The 24,048-nt window shown below is 68.7% G+C and carries 19 protein-coding genes and 1 pseudogene; 12 read left to right on the top strand and 8 right to left on the bottom strand.

Features of this window, described 5'->3' with window-relative positions:
- Window positions 1–21: 21 nt before the first annotated feature.
- Together QMX82_RS02440 and QMX82_RS02435 are read right to left on the bottom strand one after the other, a co-directional pair.
- The gene (locus tag QMX82_RS02440) at window positions 22–1,365 is read right to left on the bottom strand and encodes an MFS transporter (protein WP_282281085.1); all 1,344 of its coding nucleotides are present in this window, start codon (window positions 1,363–1,365) and stop codon (window positions 22–24) included.
- Between the two features lie 160 nt (window positions 1,366–1,525).
- Window positions 1,526–2,662: an iron-containing alcohol dehydrogenase gene (locus QMX82_RS02435; protein WP_282281083.1), complete on the bottom strand. Its 1,137-nt coding sequence runs from the start codon at window positions 2,660–2,662 to the stop codon at window positions 1,526–1,528.
- Window positions 2,663–2,876: 214 nt separating this feature from the next.
- Between QMX82_RS02435 and QMX82_RS02430 the strand changes: the two genes are divergently transcribed.
- The 3 genes and pseudogenes from QMX82_RS02430 (at window position 2,877) to QMX82_RS25915 (ending at window position 5,825) form a co-directional block, all read left to right on the top strand.
- Window positions 2,877–3,626: a carbon-nitrogen hydrolase family protein gene (locus QMX82_RS02430; RefSeq protein ID WP_208694343.1), complete on the top strand. Its 750-nt coding sequence runs from the start codon at window positions 2,877–2,879 to the stop codon at window positions 3,624–3,626.
- A 198-nt stretch (window positions 3,627–3,824) separates the two neighbouring features.
- Window positions 3,825–4,964, top strand: a pseudogene (locus QMX82_RS25920) (cache domain-containing protein); the annotation flags it as partial.
- A 153-nt stretch (window positions 4,965–5,117) separates the two neighbouring features.
- Entirely contained in the window at window positions 5,118–5,825 is a 708-nt protein-coding gene (locus tag QMX82_RS25915; RefSeq protein WP_410003721.1) for a methyl-accepting chemotaxis protein, read from the top strand.
- Window positions 5,826–5,875: 50 nt separating this feature from the next.
- Here QMX82_RS25915 and QMX82_RS02420 read toward each other — a convergent pair whose 3' ends face one another.
- From QMX82_RS02420 to QMX82_RS02410, 3 genes are all read right to left on the bottom strand, one after another.
- Complete coding sequence (locus tag QMX82_RS02420; protein ID WP_208694341.1) at window positions 5,876–7,849, bottom strand: BCCT family transporter; 1,974 nt, start codon at window positions 7,847–7,849, stop codon at window positions 5,876–5,878.
- Window positions 7,850–7,996: 147 nt separating this feature from the next.
- Window positions 7,997–8,827, bottom strand: coding sequence for an AraC family transcriptional regulator (locus tag QMX82_RS02415; protein WP_282281078.1), 831 nt, complete (start codon window positions 8,825–8,827; stop codon window positions 7,997–7,999).
- A gap of 17 nt (window positions 8,828–8,844) precedes the next feature.
- A complete protein-coding gene (locus QMX82_RS02410; protein WP_282281076.1) occupies window positions 8,845–9,450 on the bottom strand; it encodes a LysE family translocator in 606 nt (201 codons plus the stop codon).
- Window positions 9,451–9,595: 145 nt separating this feature from the next.
- On the opposite strand from QMX82_RS02410, the gene QMX82_RS02405 reads away from it, so the two are divergent.
- The 6 genes from QMX82_RS02405 to QMX82_RS02380 all read left to right on the top strand — a co-directional run bounded on the left by QMX82_RS02405 (window position 9,596) and on the right by QMX82_RS02380 (window position 17,026).
- The gene (locus tag QMX82_RS02405) at window positions 9,596–10,630 is read left to right on the top strand and encodes a LacI family DNA-binding transcriptional regulator (RefSeq protein ID WP_282281074.1); all 1,035 of its coding nucleotides are present in this window, start codon (window positions 9,596–9,598) and stop codon (window positions 10,628–10,630) included.
- Between the two features lie 87 nt (window positions 10,631–10,717).
- Window positions 10,718–12,076: an MFS transporter gene (locus tag QMX82_RS02400; protein WP_282281073.1), complete on the top strand. Its 1,359-nt coding sequence runs from the start codon at window positions 10,718–10,720 to the stop codon at window positions 12,074–12,076.
- A 22-nt stretch (window positions 12,077–12,098) separates the two neighbouring features.
- Complete coding sequence (locus tag QMX82_RS02395; RefSeq protein ID WP_208694336.1) at window positions 12,099–13,250, top strand: L-talarate/galactarate dehydratase; 1,152 nt, start codon at window positions 12,099–12,101, stop codon at window positions 13,248–13,250.
- Between the two features lie 72 nt (window positions 13,251–13,322).
- Window positions 13,323–14,768 (top strand): sensor histidine kinase, encoded by a 1,446-nt coding sequence (locus QMX82_RS02390; protein WP_282281071.1) that lies wholly within the window; start codon window positions 13,323–13,325, stop codon window positions 14,766–14,768.
- Window positions 14,753–16,090 (top strand): sigma-54-dependent transcriptional regulator, encoded by a 1,338-nt coding sequence (locus QMX82_RS02385; protein WP_282281070.1) that lies wholly within the window; start codon window positions 14,753–14,755, stop codon window positions 16,088–16,090. Before QMX82_RS02390 ends, QMX82_RS02385 begins: the two co-directional genes overlap by 16 nt.
- A gap of 153 nt (window positions 16,091–16,243) precedes the next feature.
- Window positions 16,244–17,026 carry a hypothetical protein gene (locus QMX82_RS02380; RefSeq protein WP_282281068.1) on the top strand — a complete coding sequence of 261 codons (783 nt, stop codon included), beginning with the start codon at window positions 16,244–16,246 and terminating at the stop codon, window positions 17,024–17,026.
- Here the strand turns inward: QMX82_RS02380 and QMX82_RS02375 are convergent, their stop codons facing one another.
- On the bottom strand, window positions 17,027–18,247 hold the full coding sequence (locus QMX82_RS02375) for a pyridoxal phosphate-dependent aminotransferase (protein ID WP_282281067.1): 1,221 nt from the start codon (window positions 18,245–18,247) through the stop codon (window positions 17,027–17,029). It abuts the gene before it with no gap.
- 160 nt (window positions 18,248–18,407) lie between these two features.
- Here QMX82_RS02375 and zapE point away from each other — a divergent pair, with 160 nt between their 5' ends.
- The 3 genes from zapE to QMX82_RS02360 all read left to right on the top strand — a co-directional run bounded on the left by zapE (window position 18,408) and on the right by QMX82_RS02360 (window position 21,105).
- On the top strand, window positions 18,408–19,508 hold the full coding sequence (zapE, locus tag QMX82_RS02370; protein ID WP_282281066.1) for a cell division protein ZapE: 1,101 nt from the start codon (window positions 18,408–18,410) through the stop codon (window positions 19,506–19,508).
- A 91-nt stretch (window positions 19,509–19,599) separates the two neighbouring features.
- A complete protein-coding gene (locus tag QMX82_RS02365; protein WP_158896231.1) occupies window positions 19,600–20,463 on the top strand; it encodes an MBL fold metallo-hydrolase in 864 nt (287 codons plus the stop codon).
- A gap of 192 nt (window positions 20,464–20,655) precedes the next feature.
- On the top strand, window positions 20,656–21,105 hold the full coding sequence (locus tag QMX82_RS02360; protein ID WP_241495391.1) for a DMT family transporter: 450 nt from the start codon (window positions 20,656–20,658) through the stop codon (window positions 21,103–21,105).
- 8 nt (window positions 21,106–21,113) lie between these two features.
- On the opposite strand, the gene QMX82_RS02355 is transcribed toward QMX82_RS02360, so the two are convergent.
- Window positions 21,114–23,618 (bottom strand): sulfite reductase flavoprotein subunit alpha, encoded by a 2,505-nt coding sequence (locus QMX82_RS02355; RefSeq protein WP_282281064.1) that lies wholly within the window; start codon window positions 23,616–23,618, stop codon window positions 21,114–21,116.
- Window positions 23,603–24,048: Fe2+-dependent dioxygenase (locus QMX82_RS02350; protein ID WP_282281063.1), on the bottom strand; the 446-nt coding region annotated here is incomplete at its 5' end. The genes QMX82_RS02355 and QMX82_RS02350, both read right to left, overlap by 16 nt.

Raw genomic sequence — 24,048 nt, 5'->3', positions numbered from 1 at the left:
CGCGCGGCTGTCCCGGCGCGGCTACTCGGCCAGCAGCCCGGTGGTCGACTGACCGGGCCGCCGGGTCACCCACAGCATCAGCGCCGCGCACACCAGCAGGCAACCCCCGAGCAGCATCAGCCCCCCTTGCGCCGAGCCGAACAGCGTCGTCAGCAGCCCCAGCAGATAGGGTCCGGCGAAGCCGCCCAGGTTGCCGAAGGAGTTGATGATGGCGATGCCGGCCGCGGCGGCGGCGCCCTGCAGGAAGGCGCCGGGCAGCCCCCAGAACAGCGCGATGGCGCTCAGGCTGCCACCCACGGCGAAGGCGACCCCCAGGATCATCAGCAGGAGGTGCTGGGGAAAGGCCGCGCAGAGGATCAGGCCGATACCGGCCAGTACCGACATCAGGGCGCCATAGGCGCGCTGGTTACCCGTGCGCTGGGCCTGACGGGTGATCCAGACCATGGTCAGCGCGCCGAACACATAGGGGATGGTGGTGATGAGGCCGATATCCAGGACCGAGGCCACCCCGGCGTTCCTGATGATGGTCGGCACCCAGAAATTGATGCCGTAGTTGCCGAGCATCAGCAGGACGTAGATGCCGGTCAGCAGCCAGATGATGGGCAGGGCATACAGGCGCTTCAGGGCGATGCGCGGCTTTTCCGCGGCCTCCACGGCGAGGCGCCGGGTGAGCTCGGCCTTTTCCTGCACGGTCAGCCACTTGGCGTCCTGGATGCCATTGTCCAGCAGGCAGAACACCATCACCCCGACCACCACGGCCGGGACGGCCTCGATGACGAACATCCACTGCCAGCCGGCCAGCAGGCTGCTGCCGCCCATGTAGTACATGATGGCGCCGCTGAGCGGACCGCCGAAGATGAAGGACACCGGGTTGCCGAGGATGACGATGGCCATCATGCGGCTGTGCAGCGCGGCGGGGAACCAGTAGGTCAGGTAGAGGATGACCCCGGGAAAGAAGCCCGCCTCGCAGACGCCGAGCAGGAATCTCAGACCGTAGAAGGTCAGCTCGTGGCTGATGCCCAGCCACTGGGCGATGGGCCCGGTGAAGGCCATCAGCGACGAGACCAGGCCCCAGGTGATCATGATGCGCGCGATCCACAGCTTGGCGCCGACGCGATGCAGCATCAGGTTGCTGGGGACTTCGAAGATGAAGTAGCCGATGAAGAAGATGCCCGCGCCCAGGCCATAGGCCGCGTCGGACAGGCCGAGGTCGCTGAGCATGGCGAGCTTGGCGAAGCCGACGTTAACCCGATCGAGATAGGCGATGATGTAGCCGAGCAGCAGCAGCGGCAGCACCCGCCAGGCGACCTTGCGATAGAGCGGATCGAACGGCACCGGGGCTGCGGTGGTACTGGGATGGGCCATGATGTTTCGCGTCCTTTAATTGTTGTGATTGTCGCGAGGGTGTTGCCGGGCAGTCGTCGGTCATCCGCAGTCCATTGCCCGCCCGGAACGAGTCGAGGCGCAAGGCAGGACGGCGGACGATGCTGCAGCGGAAGGGCTTTCCGCTAAGGACGACAGGGCCTCAGAGCGAGGCCCTGATCAGTTGGGCATAGTCCTCCGCCGAGGCCTCCCGCGGATTGGTCTTGTGGCTGTGATCGGCCAGGGCGCCGCTGACGATGCGCGGGATGAGTCCCGGATCGACGCCCATCTGCGCCAGTCCCGTCGGCAGCCGCAGGGCTTTGGCCTTGTGCGCCAGCGCCTGCTCCACCGACAGCTGCGCCGGCAGTTGCATGGCCTGGGCGAGGCGTTCGAGTTTCTCGTCGCGGATCACCGATTCCGCGCTTCGGTTGAAGGCGACCACGGCCGGCAGCAGGACCGCGTTGAGGGTGCCATGGTGCAGTCGTGGGTCGATGCCGCCCAGCGAGTGACTCAGGCTGTGCACGCAGCCCAGCCCCTTCTGAAAGGCCAGCGCCCCCTGCAGCGAGGCGCTGAGCATCTGGGTGCGGGCTTCCAGATTGTTCGGCTCGTTGAACGCCAGCTCCAGATGGCGCCAGGCCCGGCGCAGGCCGTCCAGCGCGATGCCCTCGGCCGGCGGATTGAAGCCGGGCGCGAGAAAGGTCTCGATGCAGTGGGCCACCGCGTCCATGCCCGTGGCGGCGGTCAGGTGCGGCGGCAGGCTGAGCGTCAGCAGCGGATCGCAGAGGGCCACCCGCGGGATGACATGGGGCGAGAGGATGCCGACCTTGCGGCCATCATCGAGAATGATGATGGCACCACGTCCCACCTCGCTGCCGGTGCCGGCCGTGGTCGGAATGGCCACGATGGGCACCGTCGCCGCGGTGATGCGCGCCAGGCCGCCCTCGATGACGGCGAACTGTTTCAGCGGTCCCGGATGGCGCGCGGACACGGCGATGGCCTTGGCCAGGTCGATGGGCGACCCGCCGCCGACGGCGATGATGCCGTCGCATTCCGCGGCGCGGAAACAGGTGACGCCGTCGCGGGTGGCGGCCTCGGTGGGATTGGCCGGGGTGGCGTCGAACACCTGGTAGGCGGCCAGGGGATTGAGCTCCATCAGTTGGTCGATGAGACCGGCTGCCACCACGCCCCGATCGGTGACGATCAGCGGTCGCTGGAAGCCCAGCCGCGCGTTGACCTCGGCCAGCTCGGCCGCACAGCCGGCGCCGAAGCGGATCTCCGTTACATAGTTGATTATCGCCATGACCCGTCCTGTTATTCTTGAAATTGATAGACGGCCCGACTATAGCGAGGCGCTTCCGCGCCAAATACTGAGAGGTAGCGATAGCGGTATAACTGGGAGGCAACCCAGCGTAATCAGGTAGCGCGGAGCTATCGTGCCCCCTAGCTGGACGCCCCAAAACCCGCGGTGAACGGGCCCGGATCGCCCGGTCGCTGCCGCTTGCTCTGGAGTCTCGATGCCCACCCTTACCCTGGCCGCCGCCCAATCCGTTTCGATCGCCGGCGATCTCGCCGCCAATCTGCGCAGTCATCTCGACTTCATCGCCGCGGCGGCCGACGCCGGGGTGGAGCTCCTGCTGTTTCCGGAACTGTCTCTGACCGGCTATGAACCGACCCTGGCAGCGGCGCTGACGCTGGACGGTGCCGATGCGCGCCTGCGGCCCCTGCGCGAGGCCTGCCGCGTGGCCGGGCTCACGGCCGTGGTCGGGGCGCCGATCCAGGGTCCGACGGGGCTGCAGATCGGTGCGCTGATCCTCGGCGCCGATGGCCGCTGTCGCGTTCACACCAAGCAATACCTGCATCCAGGCGAGACACCGCCCTTCGTCCCCGGTAATGGCGGGGATTTGCTGGAGGTACGGGACGTAAAGGCCGCCCTGGCCATCTGCGCCGACAGCAATCACCCGGCCCATGCCGATGCCGCTCGCGCCCGGGGCGCCGATCTCTACCTGGCCTCGGCGGTGATAGGTCCGACCGGCTATCCCGCCGACAGCGCCCAACTGGCCGGCCATGCCCGGCGCCTGGGCATGCCGGTGCTCATGGCCAATCACGGCGCGCCCACTGGCGGCTATGCCTGCGTGGGTCGCAGTGCCTGCTGGCAGGCCGATGGTCAGTGTCTGATCGCGGCACCAGGAGACGGTGCCTGCCTGGTGATCGTCCACCGGCACGCGGGCGTCTGGCAGGGCGAAATACGCGCCTTGCGATCCTGATCGCTGCATGGCGCAGTCCTCTGACTAAAAAGCGGCTAGCAGGTCACGCCACGACCGGAATGGCGATTTGATATCTCGACCCCTCTGCGACTAAAGGTCACACATCGCACGCCGATAAGGCTCTGACATCCCTGATCAGAACACCGCCAAGGATGCCTTTCGCGGCGTGAAAGACGCTGTAACCGCAGGAGCGACACCATGGCCTTGAACACCATTCGGACCCGCTACACCCTGATCTTCCTGGGCTTCATCGGCGCGACCCTCGCGGCCACCGTCATCGGCATCCGCCTGTGGGTGACCCCGGACCTGGTCGCCGCGGGTGAATCCGCCGTGCTCACCCGCGTCAACGAGGTGGGTACCCGCATCTATCGCGAACTCAACCAGATCCAGGCGCAGCAGCGCTCCATCACCCAGACCGTACCGCTGCTGGACAGCGCCGCCATCGACCGGGTACTGCCCGGCCTGGTGGACCAGTATGGCGATGCCAAGGTGTTCGGCGGCGGTATCTGGCCGCTGCCCAACCAGCGCGAACAGGGGCGCGACAAGTTCAGCACCTTCTATCACCGCGATGCCGGCGGCAAGCTGATCGTCAACACCCACTGGAACTCCCCCGAGTCGCTCAACTACTGGGAGCAGCCCTGGTTCCAGGCCGGCCTCAAGGGCCCCGCCGGCCAGTGCGTCTGGGCCGCCGCCTACAAGGATGCCGCCAGCGCCGAGCCGCGCACCAACTGCGCCATGGCCATCCAGCGTGACGGCAAGGCCTTTGGCGTCTCGACCATCGACCTCACCCTGGGCTTCTTCAATCCCCTGGTGGACAGCCTGCGCAAGGAACTCGACGACACCGACATGATGATCGTCGAGGCCGACGGCAAGATTCTCAGCAACCTCAGCGAACTCGGCGATTCGCAGATCCTGAACAACGTCTCGGCCTATGCCGCCCGTTCGCCCTTCGTCGCCGCCATCCAGCAGAACCTCGGCAAGCTCAAGGGCGAAGCCGTGGTACGCGACACCTATGTCGACGATCACGGCACGCCCCACACCTTCTTCCTGCGTCCGCTGGCCGGCACGCCCTGGCTGCTGGCCACGGCTTTGCCCACCTCGCTCATCGCGGCGACCAACACCGGCATCCTCAAGACCCTGGCGGCGATCCAGCTGCCGCTGGTCCTGCTGCTGGTGGCCATCATGATGCTGGCGCTCGGCAAGCTGATGGGTCGCCTGGGCCTGCTGCAACGCAACATCGAATCCCTCTCCGCCGGCGATGCCGACCTGACCCGGCGTATCCCGGTGCACGGCAAGGACGAGGTGGATGCGGTGGCCGGCGCGGTCAACGGCTTCATCGGCTATTTGCAGCGACTGATCGGCGAGGTGGGCGACGCCACCGACCGCATCGACACCGGCCTCAAGCAACTGCACGGCCAGGCCCAGCAGAACGGTGCCATCCTGGCCCGCCATGCCAGCGAGACCGACCAGGCGGTGACGGCCATCACCGAGATGAGCGCCACCTCCGACTCCGTGGCCCGCAGTGCCAGCGATACCGCCACCCTCACCCAGGCCGCCAACGGCCAGGCCGAGCGCTCGCGCGCCGTGGTTCAGCAGGCCTCCGCCAGTGTGTTCGCCCTGGTCGACCAGGTGGAAGACGCCACCCTCAAGGTGCAGGCCATGCAGAGCGATGCCCAGCGCATCAACGATGTCCTCGGCGTGATCGGCGAGATCGCCGGCCAGACCAATCTGCTGGCGCTCAACGCCGCCATCGAGGCGGCCCGGGCCGGCGAGCAGGGGCGTGGCTTCGCGGTGGTGGCTGACGAGGTCCGCGCCCTGGCCGGACGCACCCAGCAGAGCACCGCCGAGATCAACGAGATGCTCAGCCGGCTGCAGCAGGGCGTGAGTTCCGCGGTGGCGGCCATGGAAGTGACCAAGACCAGTTGCCAGAGCACCGCCGAGAAGACCCGCGAGGTCACCAACGGCCTGGACGAGATGAGCGGTTCGGTGGTGCGCATCAGCGACCTGTCGACCCAGATCGCCGCGGCCGCCGAGGAGCAGAGCGCGGTGGCCGGCGAGATCAACCAGAACATGGTCGCCGTGCGCCATATCGTCGACGATCTGGTCACCAGCGGGCAGCGCACCGCCGAGAGTACCGCGGCGGTGCAGTCGTCCAACGAGCAGCTGATCGCGGTGGTCCGGCGCTTCCGGGTGAAGTGACCAAACGCCGCGCCATGAAAAAGCCGGGCATTGCGCCCGGCTTTTTCGTTTCAGCCCACCAGATGCAGGAAATGCATATGACGCTCGTACTGGTCGAGGATGTCGCCGATGACGTCCTCGCGCGACCAGCCCATGACGTCATGGTCCTGGCCACCCTCGCGCAGATAGACCTGGGCGCGGAAGTACTTGCGCTCATCGTTCGGCTCGCTACCCATCACGAAACTGGGCATGGCATAGGCGTGGGGTCTTACCTGGTAGACGAATTCCGGCTGATCTGCCGGGCCGACTCTCAGGCGTACGCCGCCATCGTCACGGTCTTCGACGCTGCAGATATAACCCTGTTTGCGCCATTCCTCGGCCACCGCCAGGCACGCCGGCTTGGCCACCTCGCCGATGAAACGCACCACGTGACTGCGGCGCGGGAACATGGCCAGACCGCGCAGCCGCCGCTGCCAGCCACCGGGCGACCTCATGGTCGGTGGCGAGATGCTCAGCGCCTGATGCCGTAGACCGCGCTTGGTGGCATCCAGCTTCAAGGCCTTGAGCAAGCCGCGCATGCTGAACAACAGGGCGATGGTGAACGGCAGCGCACTGGCGATGGTGGCGGTCTGCAGCGCCTTGAGGCCGCCGGCCAAGAGCAGGGCGATGGCCACCAGACCCATGCTGGAGGCCCAGAACACCCGTTGCCAGACCGGCGTCTTGTCCTGGCCACCGGAGGCCAGCATGTCCACGACCATGGCGCCCGAGTCGGCCGAGGTGACGAAGAACACCACCACCATGACGATGGCCACCATGGAGATCACGCTGTGCAACGGAAAGTGTTCCAGAAAGGCGAACAACGCCAGGGAGCTGTCCTTGTTTACCGCGGTGGCGAGATCGGTGAGGCCGTCGGTGAGGATCATGTGGATCGCCGTGTTGCCGAACACGGTCATCCACAGCAGGGTGAATCCGGCCGGCACCAGCAGCACGCCGGAGACGAATTCGCGGATGGTCCGGCCGCGCGAGATGCGTGCGATGAACAGTCCGACAAAGGGCGACCAGGCCAGCCACCAGCCCCAGTAGAACAGCGTCCAGCCGCCGATCCAGTCGGTGGGTTGGTAGGCATTGAGGTTCAGGGTGCGGCTGACGATCTCGCTGAGATAGCCGCCGGTGTTCTGCACGAAGGTCTGCAGGATCAGTACGGTGGGACCGAGCACGATCACCGAAATCATCAGCAGCAGCGCCAACCCCAGGTTGAGCTCGGACAGTCGACGGACGCCCTTGTCCAGACCGGTCGCCACCGACAGGGTGGCGAGGCCGGTGGTGATGATGATCAGGCCGATCTGCACCGGCACCGAGATGGGCACCCCGAACAGCGCATTGAGGCCGGTGTTGATCTGGGCCACGCCAAAGCCGAGGGAGGTCGCGACCCCCAGCACCGTACCGATGATGGCGAAGATGTCCACCGCATGGCCGATGGGGCCATAGATGCGCTCGCCGATCAGTGGATAGAGCGCCGATCTCAGGGTCAGCGGCAGACCGTGGCGATAGCTGAAGTACGCCAGGATCAGCGCGACGATGGCGTAGATGGCCCAGGCGTGCAGCCCCCAGTGGAAGAAGGTGATCTTCATCGCCTCGCGGGCGGCTTCGACGCTGCCCCCGGTACCCACGGGCGGCGAGAGGAAGTGCATCACCGGTTCGGCGACGCCGAAGAACATCAGACCAATGCCCATACCCGCCGAGAACAGCATGGCGAACCAGGTGGTGCTGCTGTAATCGGGCTCGCTGTGGTCCGGGCCGAGCTTGATGTCGCCATAGCGGCTGACGCCCAGAAAGACCACGGTACCCAGGATGATGGCCACCGCGAGAATGTAGAACCAGCTGAGGTTGCCGATGATCCAGGCCTGGACTGCCCCAAACACCTCTTGGGCGTTGGCCTGGAAAACGCTGGCGTAAAGCACCAGGGCCAGCAGGATGCCGGTCGAGGTCCAGAACACGGGGGGACTGAAGGTGTTGCGAGCGGCAGATTCTCCCTGGCCGGTCATAATAGGGCTCCTGTTCATGAAGTGCGCACAGGTTGACTGCTCGCGGCTGTGATCGTTTCGCGGGCGGCGTCCATTGAACGGTGCATGCCGCTGGGCGAGACCGTCCTGATCGTTGCGACGCTAAGGGCCGGGTGCGCCAGCCATGACCTACACGGCGGGCGCTCTGGCCAATCCACGAAACCAGCGGGCTGGCGCCATGCCGAAGGCCTGGCGGAAATGTTTCGTCATGTGACTCTGGTCGTAGAAGCCCGCCGCCACGGCCGCGTCGGCCAGTCCCAGCCCCAGGCGCACGTGCAGGCGGACCCGATCGAGGCGGCGCAGGGTCAGGTAGCGATGGGGACTGGTGCCGAAGTAGGCGCGAAAATCCCGGGTCAGACTCCAGCGGTCACGGCCAGCGCAACGGGCCAGGTCGTCGAGGGTGACGGCCTGGTCGAGGTTGTCCTCCAGGTATTCGCGTGCCCGCAGTGCCGCGGTGAAGTCGACCCGCCCGCGACTGGGCCAGGCCTGGCAGACCTCCGCGAGGGTGGCGACCAGGCCATAGAGGGCATCGTCGCGCCCCAGGGCATCGGGGTGCTCGTCGAGGCGGGCGAACACCGCATCGGTGGCTCGCGCCAGGCGTGGGTCCAGGGAGACACCCTCGCGGTGGAAGGGCAAGGGCCGGCCGCCAAGGATGTCCTGCACCAGGGCCGGTGGCACATAGAGCATGCGATAGCGAAAGCCGCAGGCGGCCCCGGCGCGGCCGTCGTGGACCTCGTCCGGATGGAAGACCATGGTCTCGCCTGGCAGGCTGCTGGCCTTGGCGCCGCGATAGGAAAAGCTCTGCACACCGGCCAGGGTGCGGCCGATGGCATAGGTCGCATGGCGATGGGGATCGAAGGCATGGCCGCTGAAAAAGGCCTCGATGGATTCCAGCTCATCGAAGGCCGGGGCGTGGCGTACCCAGTCCGTGGCACCGGGCAATTCGATCTGGGTACTCATGGCGACTCCTCCGGCGCTCAGCCTAGCAGACCGCGCCAGGCGTCGTGGAACAGCAGCAGGGCACACGCGACCAGACTCAGCCCCAGCACCCGATTCACCGCGCGCAAGCCGCGTCCCCGCACCAGGTAACGCCCGAGCAGCGCGCCAAGCAAGGCGTAGCTGGCCGGGGCGCCGCCCGCCGACAGGGCCAGGGGCAGCGACCAGAGCGCGATCTTGCCACCGGTTACCTGAGCCGCCGGGAACATCACCGTGGCGATGGGCAGCACCGCCAGCCAGCCCTTGGGATTGAGGCCCTGGATCAGCAAGCCGCGGGCGAAGGTCAGCCGCGTTGCGGCGCCCTCCTCCTCTCCCGCCGTCGTCGGCGGCGCGGCCCGGGCAATGCGATAGCCGAGGTACAGGCAATAGCCACCGCCCAGGAGCGCCAGCCACGGCAGCAGCGCCCCCGAGACCAGAACCGCACCGGCATAGCCCAGGGCCAGAAACAGGATCAGCATGGCGCAGCCCACCCCGGCATAGAAACCCAGCGCCCGGCGGGCCTGGCCGCGCAGACCGGCGTTCAGCCCCAGGGCGTTGACCGGACCGGGGCTGTACATGACGCTCAGGGCATAGAGGACGATTTCCAAGGGGCTACCTGCCAGGCTTCGAGAAGGAGACCCAGGCTAGCCAGCACCTCCGGTCCTGGCTTGTACGTCTGTGGCTCGTTCACCTTGAGAGTCATCGTATGACTCGGCAGAATCGGGCATTCCCTCTCCTGTCGCGGAGTCGCTCTTGTCCGGTGATCGCAACGCCCCGTCCTGGCCTGGTCGTCCCGCTGGCAAGCCACCGACCCTAAAGGACGTGGCCCGCCTGGCCGGGGTCTCGCCGATCACCGTTTCGCGCACCCTCAACCAGCCGGAGATCGTCCGGCCGGCGCTGCGCGAAAAGGTCTTTCGCGCGGTGCGCGAGAGCGGCTACCAGCCGGCCATGCTTACCACCGGCAGCGCGCCCCTGGAGAGTCGGCTGATCGCCATCCTGGTGCCCACCATCGTCAATTCCATCTTCGCCGACACCGTGCAGGCGCTCATGCAGACCCTGACCGAGGCCGGCCACCAGACCCTGCTGGGCCTGACCGACTATTCCGCCGAACGCGAGGAGCGGCTGCTGGACGCCTTGCTGCGCCGCCGCCCCGACGCCATGGTGCTGACCGGCACCCTGCACACGGCCGCCAGCCGACTGCGCCTGTCACAGGCCGGCATTCCGCTGGTGGAGTGCTGGGACCAGGGTGAGCGACCGCTGGACATGCTGGTGGGCTTTTCCCATGTCGCGGTGGGCCAGGCCGTCGCCCGGGAGCTGCTGGCGCGCGGCTATCGCCACTTCGCCAGCCTGACCCTGGACGATCCCCGCGGACGGCTGCGCCGCGATGCCTTCCGTGACGAACTGGCCATCCACGGATTGGCCGCGCCCGCCGATGTCAGCCTGCCACCGCCGGCCACCCCGGCACTGGGTCGCCAGGGCCTGGCCCGCCTGCTCGCCGCTGGCGCCTGCCCCGAGGTGGTGGTCTGCAGCTCCGACACCCTCGCCCACGGGGTGCTGGCCGAAGCCCATGCCCGCGGCTTGCAAATACCGGAAGAGCTGGCGGTGATGGGCTTCGGCAACCTGGCCAGCGCCGCCCATCTGATCCCGGCGCTGAGCACCGTGGACGTGCGCGGCGCCGCGATGGGCACCCATGCCGCCACGGCCCTGCTCGCCCGCCTGGCAGGCGCCGAGGCGCCGCGGCAACGGGATACCGGCTTCGAACTGGTCATGCGCGAGAGCACGCGCTGACGCTTGAATGATTGCGTAATCAGCTTAGCGTCCTCCTGCAGGTGCCGGCCTCGCCGCCGGCTTTGCCCGCTGAACAGGACAATAACAATGCGCACTTCCCCTGAGCCGTCGCGGCGCACTCGCGTCCGCTACCTCGTCCTGGCGATGATCTTTCTGGTGACGGTATTCAACTACGTCGACCGCGCCACCCTCTCCATCGCCGCGCCGGCCCTGCGTCACGACCTCGGTTTCGACGCCGTGGCCATGGGTCTGGCCTTCTCGGCCTTCGGCTGGGCCTACACCGCCATGCAGATTCCCGGCGGCATCGTGCTTGATCGCTTCGGCTCGCGGCTGGTGCTGGGCGCCAGCCTGATCCTCTGGTCGGTACTGACCTTCCTGCAGGGCTACGTCGAATTCTTCTCCTCGGCGCTGCTGGCGCTGTTCGTGCTGCGCTTTCTCATGGGCGTGGCCGAGTCACCGGCCTTTCCGGCCAACAACCGCCTCACGGTGATGTGGTTCCCGCGCCAGGAACGCGGCCTGGCCACCGCCATCTTCCAGTCGGCGCAGTACTTCGCCCTGGCGGTGTTCACGCCACTGATGGTGATCCTGCTCAACCAGTTCGGCTGGGAGCACGTGTTCTTCTGGACCGGCGGCGCCGGCATCCTCATCGGCCTGCTGTGGTTCGCCACCGTGCAGGAGCCCCGGCACGACAGGCGCGTCAGCCAGAGCGAGCTGGACCATATCGAAGCCGGTGGCGGTCTGCCCGATCTGGGCGACACCCGGGCGCCCTTCAGCTGGCGCACCTTCAAGGCCATCAGCGGCAACCGCATGATGCTGGGCATCTACCTGGGGCAATTCTGCCTGACCACCATCACCTGGTTCTTTCTCACCTGGTTTCCCACCTACCTGGTCGAGGCCAAGGGGCTGACGATGCTGAAGGTCGGCCTGATCGCCGCCATCCCGCCGGTGGCCGGCTGCCTGGGCGGCGTTCTCGGCGGACTCTGGTCGGACGGCATGCTGCGCCGCGGCTACAGCCTCACCGCCGCGCGCAAGACGCCGATCATCGTCGGCCTGCTGCTTTCCAGCAGCATCGTGGTGGCCAACTACACCCAGTCCATCGCCCTGGTCACCCTGGTGATGTCCATCGCCTTCTTCGCCAAGGGCGTGGGCAACCTCGGCTGGTGCATCGTCGGCGATGTCTCGCCCAAGCGCGCCATGGGCGTGAGCGGCGCCCTCTTCAACTTCTGCGGCAACATCGCCAGCATCGTCACCCCGCTGGCCATCGGCCTGATGATCAACCAGCTCGGCTCCTTCGACGTGGCCCTCACCTACGTCGCCGCCATGGGCCTGCTCGGTGCCTTCTCCTACCTGGTCATCGTCGGCCCGCTCAAGCGCCTGGACCTCGGCGAACTCAACGACGAGCCAGCCGCCACCACCGACGCCGCCCTGCCTGCCACCCGTCCCTGATTCCCCACCCTGGAGCATCCCCATGACCGATAACGCCTACAGCGCCGACCAGGACCGCATCGCCTGGGTCCGCCTGGCTTCCGTGTTCCTGCCGCTGGCCACCCCCATCAGCGACGCCAAGGTGCTCACCGGCCGGCAGAAGCCGATGACCGAGATCGCCATCCTCTTCGTCGAGATCGAAACCCGCGACGGCCAGCGCGGCCTGGGCTTCAGCTATTCCAAGCGCGCCGGTGGCCCCGGCCAGTTCGCCCACGCCCATGAAATTGCCCCGGTGCTGCTCGACGAGAATCCCAGCGACATCCAGAAGCTCTGGACCAAGCTCTGCTGGGCCGGCGCCTCGGTGGGTCGCAGCGGTCTCGCCACCCAGGCCATCGGCGCCTTCGACGTGGCCCTCTGGGACCTCAAGGCCCGTCGCGCCAACCTCTCCCTGGCACGCCTGCTGGGTGCCCAGCGCGACTCGGTGCGCTGCTACAACACCTCCGGCGGCTTCCTGCATACGCCGCTGGAGCAGTTGTTGGTGAACACCGACCTCTCCCGGGAAAAAGGCATCGGCGGCATCAAGCTCAAGGTCGGCCAGCCCGACTGCGCCCTGGATCTGGAACGTGTCTCCCGCGTGCGCCGCCATCTGGGCGACAGCTTCCCGCTGATGGTCGACGCCAACCAGCAATGGGACCGACCCACCGCCCAGCGTATGTGCCGGCGCTTCGAGGAATTCAACCTGATCTGGATCGAGGAGCCGCTGGACTGCTACGACGCCGAGGGCCACGCCGCCCTGGCCGCGGCCTTCGACACCCCCATCGCCACTGGCGAGATGCTTACCAGCATTGCCGAGCACCAGGAATTCATCCGCCTGCGCGGTGCCGACTTCCTCATGCCCGACGCGCCACGGGTCGGTGGCATCACCCCCTTCCTCAAGGTGGCCGCCCTGGCCGAGCAGGCCGGCGTGATGCTGGCACCGCACTTCGCCATGGAATTGCACGTACACCTGGCCGCCACCTATCCCACCGAGCCCTGGGTGGAACACTTCGAATGGCTGGAGCCGCTGTTCAACGAACGCCTGGAAACCCGTGACGGGCGGATGCAGGTGCCGACCCGTCCGGGGCTCGGGCTGTCCCTGAGCGAGCGCGTACCCGGCTGGACGACGCAGGAAGCGGAATTCGGCCGGCGCGCCTGAGCCCCGTGCTGGCACTCGAACTCCGCCGGGGTGTGGCACTCTATCCAGGCCAAGGCCTGGAAGAGAAAGCCCATGTTCGGATCGCTGCGCAGTCGTCTGATTGCCCTGCTGCTGATGCTCGGCGGCATGGCCGTCGGGGTCGGCTGGCTGATGATCCTGCTGCTGCGCCAGTCGGAAAGCGCCCAGCTCGGCCAGGCCACGGTGGAAGCCGAGCAGGCCTGCCAGGCCATCGCCAGCAGCTATCGTTTCTACAGCAATGGCTGGTCCGGCCCTACCGCTGGCCTCGCCGATCCGGCCCTGCAGCGCAGTCTCGCCGGCGTGGCCAGTGTCGCCCTGCTGCGTTATCGCGGCATGGCCGGCGGTCTCTGGCAGGAGCAGGCAGGGCTCCTGGCCGATGCCAGTCCCTTCTCCCTGACCGCCGCTGAACGCCAGCACCTGGCCGATCTCTCCGCCGCGACCCTGGCCGAGGCGCGCAGCCTGAGCGACAGCTTCAGCGCGGACGGCGCCACGGTGCTGGTCGCCGCCTGCCCGCTGTCCGGCCCCATCCCCGATCTCGCCGCCTGGACCCTGACCCGCCTGACCTTCGCCGAGGGCAGCGGTCAGCGCCAGCTGAAACTGGGCCTGGGCCTGCTGCTGCTGGCCATGCTCGCCGCGACCCTGCTGCTCGGTCGACTCACCTGGCAGTGGTCGCGGCATGTCGCGCGGGTCGAGCGCGATCTGGGAACCAGTGCCAGCCACGACTTGCCCACCCTCGCCCTCACCGGCGAACGCGAGCTGGATCGGGTGCTGGCGGCGCTCAACCAGGCCGGGCAGCGCCTGACCCAGGCACGGGACGAGGCCCAGCGGCTGACCACCCAGGTCCACGCCAGTGAACGGCTGGCCGCCCTTGGCCGGGTAGCCGCCGGGGTCGCCCACGAGATCCGCAATCCGCTGGCCGCCATGCGCCTCAAGGCCGAGAACGCCCTGGCCGGCGACAGCGGCCGTCAGCAACGCGCGCTGGACGCCATCCTGCTGCAGGTCACCCGCCTGGACAGCCTGCTGCGCCGCCTGCTCGACCTCACCCAGCCGCTGCACCTGCAACCGACCGCCATCGAGCTACCGGTCTTCTGCCGCGAGGTGCTGACCGGTCACGAAGACCAGGCCGCCCAGCGCGGCATCCGCCTGACCGCCAGGGTGGCCGTCGAGCAGGGCTATTTTGATCGCGACGCCCTGGCCCGCGCCCTGGATAACCTGCTGCTCAACGCCCTGCAGGCCGCCCCGGCCGCCAGCGAGATCCGCCTCGACGTCAGCCGCCGTGGTGACTGGCTGGTGCTGGCGGTGGAAGACGCAGGCCAGGGACCACCTGCCGAATTGCGCGCCCAGCTCTTCGAGCCCTTCGTCACCGGTCGCCCCGAAGGCACCGGCCTGGGCCTGGCCCTGGTCCGCGAGACCGCCCGCGCCCACGGCGGCGAGGCCCGCCTGATCGACCCCTCCGTTCCCACTCGCTTCGAGATCCTTTTGCCATGCCAACCCTGCTGATCATCGACGACGACGCCGGTCTGCGCGACGCCCTGGCGGAAACCGCCGCGGACCAGGGCTACCGGGTGCTGCAGGCCGACGGGGGTGAAGCGGGCCTGCAGCGCCTGGCGCAGGAACCGGTGGACGCCGTGCTGCTCGACCTGCGCATGCCCGGGCTGGATGGCCTGGAGGTACTGGCGCGCATTCGCGCCCGCCCCGAGCCGCCGGCGGTCACGGTGCTGACCGCCTTCGCCAGCGCCGGCAACACCATCGAGGCCATGCGCCTGGGCGCCTTCGACCACCTCACCAAGCCCATCGGCCGCGAAGAACTGATCCGGGTGCTGGCCGGGATGACCGCCCAGCGCGGCCCGGCCAGCGCGCCGCCGGCTGCGGTTGAGGGCCATACGCTGGTGGGCGGCAGCGACGCCCTGCGTCAGGTGCAGAAGACCATCGGCCGCCTGGTGGACAGCGAGGCCACGGTGCTGGTTACCGGCGAGACGGGCACCGGCAAGGAACTGGTGGCCCGCGCCATCCACGAGCATGGCAAGCGACGCGGGGCGCCCTTCGTGGCGGTTAACTGCGCCGCCATCCCGCCGGACCTGCTGGAAAGCGAACTCTTCGGCCATGTGCGCGGCGCCTTCAGCGGGGCCACCGCCAATCGCCTGGGTGCCTTTCGCGAGGCCCAGGGCGGCACCCTCTTTCTCGACGAGATCGGCGACATGCCGCTGCCGATGCAAGCCAAGATCCTGCGCGCCCTGCAGGAACGCGAGGTGACGCCGGTGGGTGGCGCACCGGTACGGCTGGACGTGCGGCTGGTAGCGGCCACCCACCGCGACCTGGCCCAGCGCGTCGCCAGTGGCGACTTCCGCGAAGACCTCTTCTATCGCCTGCACGTGGTGCCCATCCACCTGCCGGCCCTGCGCGAGCGGCGGGCCGACATCCTGCCGCTGGCCGAGCACTTCCTCGCCGCCAGCGGTCGCGTGCTGGCGGACGATGCCGCCGCCCTGCTGCTGCGCCACTCCTGGCCCGGCAACGTGCGGGAATTGCGCAACGCCATCCAGCGCGCCGCGACCCTGGCCCAGGGCGAGCGCATCGTCGCCGCCGACCTGGCCTTCCTGCAGGGCGAAACGCCGGATGAGTTAGCCATCGACGCCAGCTGGCCGGAGGAGACCCTGGCCGAAGCCACCGCGCGCCTGGAACGCCTGCTGATCGAGCGCGCCCTGCAGCGCAGCGGCGGCAATCGCGCCGAAGCGGCCCGCCGCCTGGGCATCCATCGCCAGCTGCTCTATACCAAGCTGAGTCGGCTGGGCCTGGGTGTCGGCGCAGACGACAGCCCCGCCTAGGCTGTCCGCTTTGCCGACAGACCTGTCCGCCAGCCGGACGCAATGCCTGGCCCGGATCGCTGTTAAATATCTCAACCTATTGATTTGTATATAAAATAAAAGTTGGCACAGGCCCTGCAATGGCCTAATCGTCAACCACCGCAGGAGTCATCCATGCCTACCAAGACCCAAACCCTCGTGATCGGGACCTTCGCCCTGCTGTCCGTCAGCGGCCTCGTCCTGGCACAGACCGCACCCGCCGGCAGCACCGCCACCACCACCGCGGCCAGCGCCCAGATTCCCACCCAGCAGGGCCAGCTCAAGCAATTCCTGCTCAATCCCCGCGGCGATATCGACGGCCTGATCCTGGCCGACGGCACCGAGGTCAACACCCCGCCGCACCTGTCCGAGCAACTGGCCGCCACCTTCAAGCCGGGTGACAGCATCAACGTCGCCGGCCTGCGCGCCGCCAGCCTGCCACTGATCCAGGCGGTCTCCCTGACCAATGTCCAGACCGGCAAGACGGTCACCGATGAAGGCCCGGATCGCGTGGGCGGTCGCCGTCCGCCGGCGCCCCCGGCACCTGGCGCCGAGCGCGATGGTGACAGCCTCCAGGGCAAGATCGTCCAGCTGCTGCACGGTCCCCGTGGCGACGTGAACGGCGCCCTGCTGCAGGACGGTACCGCCCTGCGCCTGCCGCCCCATGAGGCCCTGCGCCTGCAGGCGCTGCTCAAGCCGGGGCAGAACGTGGCGGTGCGCGGCGAGCTGGTGGCCAACGCCCAGGGGAGTGCCTTCCGGGTCAGCGCCCTGGGCGCCGACGCCAACTCGCTGCAGACCCTGGACACCCCGCCGGCACCCCGCGGTCCCGGTCGTCTGCCGCCGCCCCCGCCTCCCGGCGTCCAGCCGGTCGCCCCGGGTGACCAACCGCCGGCGCCCCCGGCTCCCCCGGCCGGCTGATCAGGCCAGCAGCCGCCGGGTCGCTTCGGCGATCCGGCGACAGGCTTCCTCCAGCACCTCGTGCGAGGTGGCGTAGGAAACCCGGAAGTAAGGCGCCAGGCCAAAGGCCGAGCCTGGCACCACCGCCACCCCGCCCTCATCCATGAGGTAGCGGGCAAAGGCCGTATCGCTGTCGATCACCTCCCCGCCCGGCGTCCGCCGACCCACTATCCCCGCGCAACTGGCGTAGACGTAGAAGGCCCCCTCGGGCCGCCGCGCCGACAGACCCGGCACCGCATTCAAGGCATCCACCACCAGATCCCGTCGCTCGCGGAACAGCTCGCAGCGCTCGCGCACGATTTCCTGCGGCCCATCCAGGGCGGCGATGGCCGCGGCCTGGCTGACCGAGCAGGGGCAGGAGGTCACCTGGCTCTGCACACTGGCCATGGCCTGGATCAGCGCCTTGGGTCCACCGGCATAGCCCAGGCGCCAACCGGTCATGGCATAGGCCTTGGAGACGCCGTTGATGGTCAGGGTCCGCTCGCGCAGCCGTGGCTCCAGCGCCGCCGGGGTGACGAAGCGAAAGCCGTCGTAGAGGATGTGCTCGTACATGTCGTCGACCATCAGCCAGACCTGCGGATGGCGCAGCAGCACCTCCAGCAGCGGGCGATAGTGTTCCTCGCCATAGGCCGCCCCCGAGGGGTTGGACGGCGAGTTGAGCATCACCCAGCGGGTGCGCGGGGTGATGGCCGCCTCCAGGGCCGCGGCAGTCAGGCGGAAGCCATCCTCCTCACGGCACGGCAGCACCACCGGCGTGCCGCCGAGAATGGTGACGATGTCGGCATAGGTCACCCAGAAGGGCGCGGGGATGATCACCTCGTCACCCGCGTCCAGGGTCGCCATCATGGCGTTGAAGATCACCTGCTTGGCACCCGCCGAGGCGGTCACCTCGTCCTGGGCGAACACCAGGTCGTTCTCCCGCGCGAACTTGCGGCGGATGGCCTCCTTGAGCGCCGGGCTGCCGTCGAGCACCGTGTACTTGGTCTGGCCGGCGCGGATGGCCTGGATCGCCGCTTCCTTGATGTGCTCCGGGGTATCGAAATCCGGCTCGCCCGCACCCAGCACCAGCAGATCGGCGCCCTGGCGGCGCAGGGCGTTGGCCCGCTCGGTGATCTTGAGGATCTCGGAGACGCCCACGGAGGCGAGGCAGTGGGCGAGGTGCAGGGTGGAATCGGCGGCCATGACGGGGCTCCAGGCAGAGATGAAAGCGGGTGCCGGCGGCGTCCGGCAGGGTGGTCTCGCACTATCGAACCGCCGCGGCCGGCCTTCAAACGCTATAAAGGACTCACGTCATTCCGCCGGGGCATGGTCTGCTGGCCGCACGGGCGCTAGAGTGGCGACCATGTCCAACGCCCGCTCGCCCCTCGCCGCCTACCGCCAGGCCCTGGCCCAGGGCGATCGCCTGCCCGATGTCGCCCAGGAAGCCGCTGCGCGCCAGCTGGACGCCTGTCACGCCGACCTGCTGGCCGGGCGTCCGGCACGCGGTCTCTATCTCTGGGGGCCGGTCGGGCGTGGCAAGACCTGGCTGCTGGACCTGTTCCACACCAGCCTGCCGGTGCCCGCCCGCCGCCAGCACTTCCATCACTTCATGCGCTGGGTGCACCAGCGGCAGTTCCAGCTCAGCGGCACCCGCGATCCCCTGCAGGTGCTGGCCCGGGAACTGGCTGCCGAGGTGCGGGTGCTGTGCTTCGATGAACTCTTCGTCAGCGACATCGGCGACGCCATCCTGGTGGGCGGCCTGTTGCGTGCCCTGCTGGACCAGGGCCTGGTGCTGGTGGTCACCTCCAACCAGCCGCCGGAGCAGCTCTATGCCGGCGGCTTCAATCGCGAGCGCCTGCTGCCCGCCATCGCCGCGCTGCAGGCGCGACTGGACGTGCTGGAGGTGGACGGCGGCCAGGACCACCGCCTGCACGAAGGCCAAGCCGAACCGCGCTTCTGGGTGGACGATCCCACCGCCCTCGCCACGACCTTTGCCCGCCTCACCTCGGGGGAAGCCGTGACGACCGCGCCCCTGATCCTCGGCGAGCGCCCCCTGCCCGTGGTGCAGCGGGCCTCCAGCGCGATCTGGCTGGACTTCGCCGTGCTCTGCCAGGGCGCCTGGGCCACCACCGACTACATCGATCTCTGTACCCGCTTCCCCGCCCTGTTGCTGGGCAACGTCCCCTGCCTGTCCGGCGATCCCCGCGCGGGCCGCATCGCCCGCGGCACCGAAGACGGCGCGACGCGCGTCCTCGCCGGCGATCGCGAACTGCCCCGCCTGGCACCCCAGGATGACGCCGTGCGCCGCTTCATCGCCCTGGTCGACGAAGCCTACGACCGCCGCCGCCCGCTCTATCTCGATGCCGCCGTACCCCTGGAACAGCTGTACACCCGCGGCTTTCTGGAATTCCCCTTCCGCCGCACCCTGAGTCGTCTGAGAGAGATGCAGCAGGCGCGGTATTAGACCGGGTCGGACCTGCGGCGACGAGGCACGCCGCGGAGCGGCGGAGCCCCGTGTTAAGGTGGGACATCCCATCTCTTCACGAGGCCCGGTCATGACTCCGCGCATCGAACCCTTCTTCGACGCCACCACGTCCACCTTCACCTATGTGATCTACGAGGCACCCGGCAGTCGCTGCGCCATCGTCGATTCGGTGCTGGACTACGATCCGCATTCGGGCCGCACCGCCACCCTGGCGGCCGATCGCGTCGCCCGCTTCGTGCGCGACCAGGGGCTGACCGTGGAGTGGCTGCTGGAGACCCATGCCCACGCCGACCACCTCTCCGCCGCGCCCTATCTGCGCCGGCAGCTGGGCGGCCGCATCGCCATCGGCGAGGGCATCCGCCGGGTCCAGGGCGCCTTCAAGGACGTCTTCAACCTGGAAGCGGAATTCCGCCTCGACGGCTCCCAGTTCGATCACCTGTTCCAGCCCGACGAGGTCTTCCACATCGGTGCCCTGAGCGCCCGCGCCCTGCACGTGCCCGGCCACACCCCGGCCGACATGGCCTATCAGGTGGAGGAGGACCATGTCTTCGTCGGCGACACCCTGTTCATGCCCGATGTCGGCTCGGCGCGGTGCGACTTCCCGGGTGGCAGCGCCCGCGACCTCTATCGTTCGATCCGCCGGCTGCTGACCCTGCCCGAGGCCACGCGCCTCTATCTGTGCCACGACTATCCGCCCGCCGGCCGTGAAGCGCGCCACGAGACCACCGTGGGTGAAGAGCGCGCCCTCAACGTCCACGTCCGCGATGGCGTGGACGAAGACGCCTTCGTCGCCCTGCGTACCCGCCGCGATGCCACCCTGTCCATGCCGACGCTTATCCTGCCGGCCATCCAGGTGAACATCCGCGCCGGCACCCTGCCGCCGGCCGAGGCCAATGGCCGCCGCTACCTGAAGATTCCCATCGACGGTTTCTAGGCAGTGAGCGGCAGGGCCACCCTCGCCCAGCCCTGGTCGTCCGGTCCAGCGATCATTTCTGAATCCGCGCTGACACGGCCCCCTGTCGGGCCTTCGGCTGAGCTCAGGGTCAGGGACAGTTACCGGAAGTCGTCGCCACGACCGTTTCGCCCAACCCTGGGGCATACTGCGCGCCCCCTTTCACCTGGAGTCCTGTCGATGCCCGTCTGGTGGCTGCTCGTCCTGCCCTTCATCGCCGGTGCCTGCCTGCCGCTCCAGGCCGGCATCAACGGCCAACTGGCCCGGCACCTCGGCAGCGTCTTCGCCGCGGCGTCCATTTCCTTCATGGTCGGCCTGCTCGCCCTGCTGGGCCTGACCCTCTGGCAACGTGGCGTCCCCACCCTGGGTGCCCTGCGCGAATTGCACTGGTGGCACTGGTGCGGCGGCCTGCTGGGGATGTTCTTTATCGCCATGGCCGCCTTCGCCGGTCCGCGCATCGGCGCCACCCTGTTCATGGCGCTGGTGATCGCCGGGCAGCTGGCCATGTCGCTGAGCCTGGATCACTTCGGCTGGGCCGGCTTTCGCCAGGACCCGGTGACCCTCGGCAAGCTGGCCGGCGTGGTGCTGATCGGTGCCGGCGTCTGGTGCATCGCCCGGGCCTAGGTCCAGGTCTAATAGAGATCGCGGCGGTAGCGATCTTCATCGATCAGGCGCTGGACCTCGGCCTCGCCAAGTAGCGCCTGCAGGGTGGTCTGGACGCCGCGCCCCAGGCCCGGCAGGCTGCCGCAGACCATGATCACGGCATCCGCCGCCAACCAGTCCAGCAGCCTTTCGCGCTGCGCCCGCAGGCGGTCCGGCACATAGCCGTCGCCGTCCCGCGAGAACACCCGGTCCAGCCGGGCCAGTTCGCCCCGTGCCTGCCAGGCCTGCAATTCAGTGCCGTAGAAATCATCGTGCGCTGCCGTGCGTTCGCCAAACAGCAGCCAGTTGCGTCTGTGCCCGGCGGCGATACGGGCCGCCAGCAGCGGGCGTACACCCGCGAGACCGGTCCCGGCGGCGATCAGGATCAGCGGCCGTTCGTCCAGCGGTGGTCGAAAGCCGGGATGGACGCGGAGCCGTGCCTCCACGACGTCACCCGGCTGCAGCGCCGTAGTCAGCCAGCCGGAGGCGATGCCCAGACGGCCATCCGCCTTGCGCGCCTGGCGCACCAGCAGCCGCAACGGCCCTTCGCCGGGCAGCGAGGCGATCGAGTACTGGCGCACGGCGAGGGGCTTCAGGGCGTCGAGCAGGGCCTGGGCGTCCAGCCCCCGCAGCGCGGTCTGGTCTTCCGGCAGCAGCAGGGTTTCCAGGGCCACGGCCAGGGTCTGGGTGATGCCGTCGCGCGCCACCACGCTGTCCGCAGCCAGCCCCAGCGACGACAGCCAGGCCGCCACCCGTTCGGCGCCCTGCCGTGGCGCGATCTCGAGGATATCGCCGGGTGCCCAGCTGCTCCCGGGCGGTGGCAACAGCTGCAGCTCGAAGACCGCTCCACCGGGGCTGCCGGCATTGAGCGACTGCACCGCTACCAGTGGCCAGACCGGCAGCGGCCGCTCGACCGCTGGCTCGCCGGCCACCGCGCCCAGGGCCTGGAGCTGAGCCTGCCAAAGCGCAAGCGCCTGGGCGTCGCCATTGTGCACCTCCACCGGGGCGAACAGCGGCCGGGCGCCCTGCCCACCCAGCCAGGCATCCAGCCGGTGAGCGAAGGCGCAGTAGGCCGGATAGCGCCGGTCGCCCAGGGCCAGCAGCCCATAGTTCAGGCCTGGCAGCGCGGCTGTCTGGGTCAGCAGGCGTCGCTCGAAGCCGCGCGCGGCATCCGGGGCCTCGCCGTCGCCGTGGGTGGCGACCACGAACAGCGCCCAGGTGGCCCGCTGCAGCCGCTCGACCGAGAGCCGCCCCAGCGCGACCACCTCGGCGCTCAGTCCCGCCGCCTGCAACTGGCTGGCGGCCTGCCAGGCCAGCGCCTCGCCCTGGCCACTCTGGCTGGCGTAGCCGATCAGCCAGTCGGCGGCGCCCCCCGCGGCCGGTGTCAGCCCGCTTTGCGCCTGGCGCGCCTGGCGGCGTTTGTGCCGGCGATCGAGATAGAGCCAGAGCCCGGTCACCATGAACAGCGGCATGGCCAGGCTGGCGAGCAGCAGGGCCACCCGCCCCGCCAGGCCGAAGTATTCGCCCGAATGCAGGGCATAGAAACTGAGCAGCAACCGAGCGCCCAGCGGCTGCTCGCGATAGCGGCGATGATCGAGCACCCGCCCCGCGCCGTCGAAGACGATGCGATTGAGGGCACGGACATGCTCGGCATCGTCGGGCAGGTACCAGAGGGTGGGATGGCTGACCTTGCGTGCCGGATTGGGCAGCAGCAGACCGTAGCCCTCCACCCGTCCGCCGGTCTCCTGCCGAAAGCTCCGCCAGAGCGCGTCCAGGTCCACGTCCTGGCGCGCCACCACCCCCGAGATCAGGGGCTCCGGGGCGGCGCCCAGCAGGCGCTCGCTGGCCTCGCGGTACCAGTCATAGGACCAGTAGAGGCCGGTCAGCGCCGCCAGCATATAGAGCAGCAGGCACCAGGTGCCGGCCACGGCGTGCAGATCCCAATGGAAGCTGCGCGCCCGACGGCCCCAGTCCAGGGTCAGCCAGCTGCGCCAGCGCCGGACCTGACGCGGCCAGCGCAGGTAGAGGCCGGACAGGCAGAGCACCAGCAGGATCAGGGTGGCGGCGCCGGTCAGGGCCTTGCCCACCGGACCCAGGGCCAGGGAGCGGTGCAGGTCCAGGATCAGGCGAAAGAACCCCTGGCCGCGGGGCGCCGTCAGTACCTCGCCGGTGTAGCGATCAAACAGCTGCACCTCGCCCCGGCCCTGACCCTTCACCGGTGCCAGGCCGAGCAGGCCGTAGCCCTCCCCGGCCATGCTGGAGACGAAGCTCAATTCCTGGCCCGGAGCGAGCAGGCGCTGCCGCACCTCCGGCAGAGTCAGCGGATGCCGGTCCGGGGTCGCGGCGGTCGGCGGCGGATTGAGCAGCTCCAGCAACTCCAGCTGGAAGCTGTAGAGCGCCCCCGTCACGCCCAGCACCACCAGCACCAGACCTGCGGCCAGGCCGAGCAGGCTGTGCAGCTGGAAGAGGCCCCTGCGGATCAGGGCTGAGCCCATTGGCGCAGGAGGTTGTGATAGACGCCGGTCAGCTGCAGGCAGGCCTCATGGCCCTGCCCTAGCTCGGCGGCCGCCCGCTGGATGCCCTGGTCGAGTTCGAACAGCTGGCCGCGCTGACCGGCATCGCGCACCAGGCTCTGGATCCAGAAGAAGGAACACAGCCGCGCGCCTCGGGTGACCGGCAGCACCCGGTGCAGGCTGCTGGCCGGATAGAGGATCAGATCGCCGGCCGCCAGCTTGACGCTGTGGGCGCCATAGGTGTCTTCCACCACCAGTTCGCCCCCGTCGTATTCGTCCGGCTCGCAGAAGAACAGCGTGGCCGACAGATCGGTGCGCAGGTAGCCGCTGCCATCCGGCAGCGGCCGCAGGGCATTGTCCACGTGCAGGCCAAAGGACTGGCCTCCCTGGTTGCGATTGAACAGCGGCGGAA

Source organism: Pseudomonas sp. PS02302 (assembly GCF_029959585.1).
Taxonomy (GTDB): Bacteria; Pseudomonadota; Gammaproteobacteria; order Pseudomonadales; family Pseudomonadaceae; genus Chryseomonas; species Chryseomonas aestiva.
This window is presented reverse-complemented; position numbering and strand designations above follow the sequence as displayed.

What these genes read in the sequence shown, in the direction of transcription:
- QMX82_RS02435 (WP_282281083.1), bottom strand. Translation starts at nt 2,662, where the DNA reads ATGGCGATAATCAACTATGTAACGGAGATCCGCTTCGGCGCCGGCTGT.
- QMX82_RS02375 (WP_282281067.1), bottom strand. Translation starts at nt 18,247, where the DNA reads ATGGCCGCCGATTCCACCCTGCACCTCGCCCACTGCCTCGCCTCCGTG.
- QMX82_RS02385 (WP_282281070.1), top strand. Translation starts at nt 14,753, where the DNA reads ATGCCAACCCTGCTGATCATCGACGACGACGCCGGTCTGCGCGACGCC.
- QMX82_RS02440 (WP_282281085.1), bottom strand. Translation starts at nt 1,365, where the DNA reads ATGGCCCATCCCAGTACCACCGCAGCCCCGGTGCCGTTCGATCCGCTC.
- zapE (WP_282281066.1), top strand. Translation starts at nt 18,408, where the DNA reads ATGTCCAACGCCCGCTCGCCCCTCGCCGCCTACCGCCAGGCCCTGGCC.
- QMX82_RS02420 (WP_208694341.1), bottom strand. Translation starts at nt 7,849, where the DNA reads ATGACCGGCCAGGGAGAATCTGCCGCTCGCAACACCTTCAGTCCCCCC.
- QMX82_RS02395 (WP_208694336.1), top strand. Translation starts at nt 12,099, where the DNA reads ATGACCGATAACGCCTACAGCGCCGACCAGGACCGCATCGCCTGGGTC.
- QMX82_RS25915 (WP_410003721.1), top strand. Translation starts at nt 5,118, where the DNA reads ATGAGCGCCACCTCCGACTCCGTGGCCCGCAGTGCCAGCGATACCGCC.
- QMX82_RS02365 (WP_158896231.1), top strand. Translation starts at nt 19,600, where the DNA reads ATGACTCCGCGCATCGAACCCTTCTTCGACGCCACCACGTCCACCTTC.
- QMX82_RS02415 (WP_282281078.1), bottom strand. Translation starts at nt 8,827, where the DNA reads ATGAGTACCCAGATCGAATTGCCCGGTGCCACGGACTGGGTACGCCAC.
- QMX82_RS02430 (WP_208694343.1), top strand. Translation starts at nt 2,877, where the DNA reads ATGCCCACCCTTACCCTGGCCGCCGCCCAATCCGTTTCGATCGCCGGC.
- QMX82_RS02390 (WP_282281071.1), top strand. Translation starts at nt 13,323, where the DNA reads ATGTTCGGATCGCTGCGCAGTCGTCTGATTGCCCTGCTGCTGATGCTC.
- QMX82_RS02400 (WP_282281073.1), top strand. Translation starts at nt 10,718, where the DNA reads ATGCGCACTTCCCCTGAGCCGTCGCGGCGCACTCGCGTCCGCTACCTC.
- QMX82_RS02380 (WP_282281068.1), top strand. Translation starts at nt 16,244, where the DNA reads ATGCCTACCAAGACCCAAACCCTCGTGATCGGGACCTTCGCCCTGCTG.
- QMX82_RS02355 (WP_282281064.1), bottom strand. Translation starts at nt 23,618, where the DNA reads ATGGGCTCAGCCCTGATCCGCAGGGGCCTCTTCCAGCTGCACAGCCTG.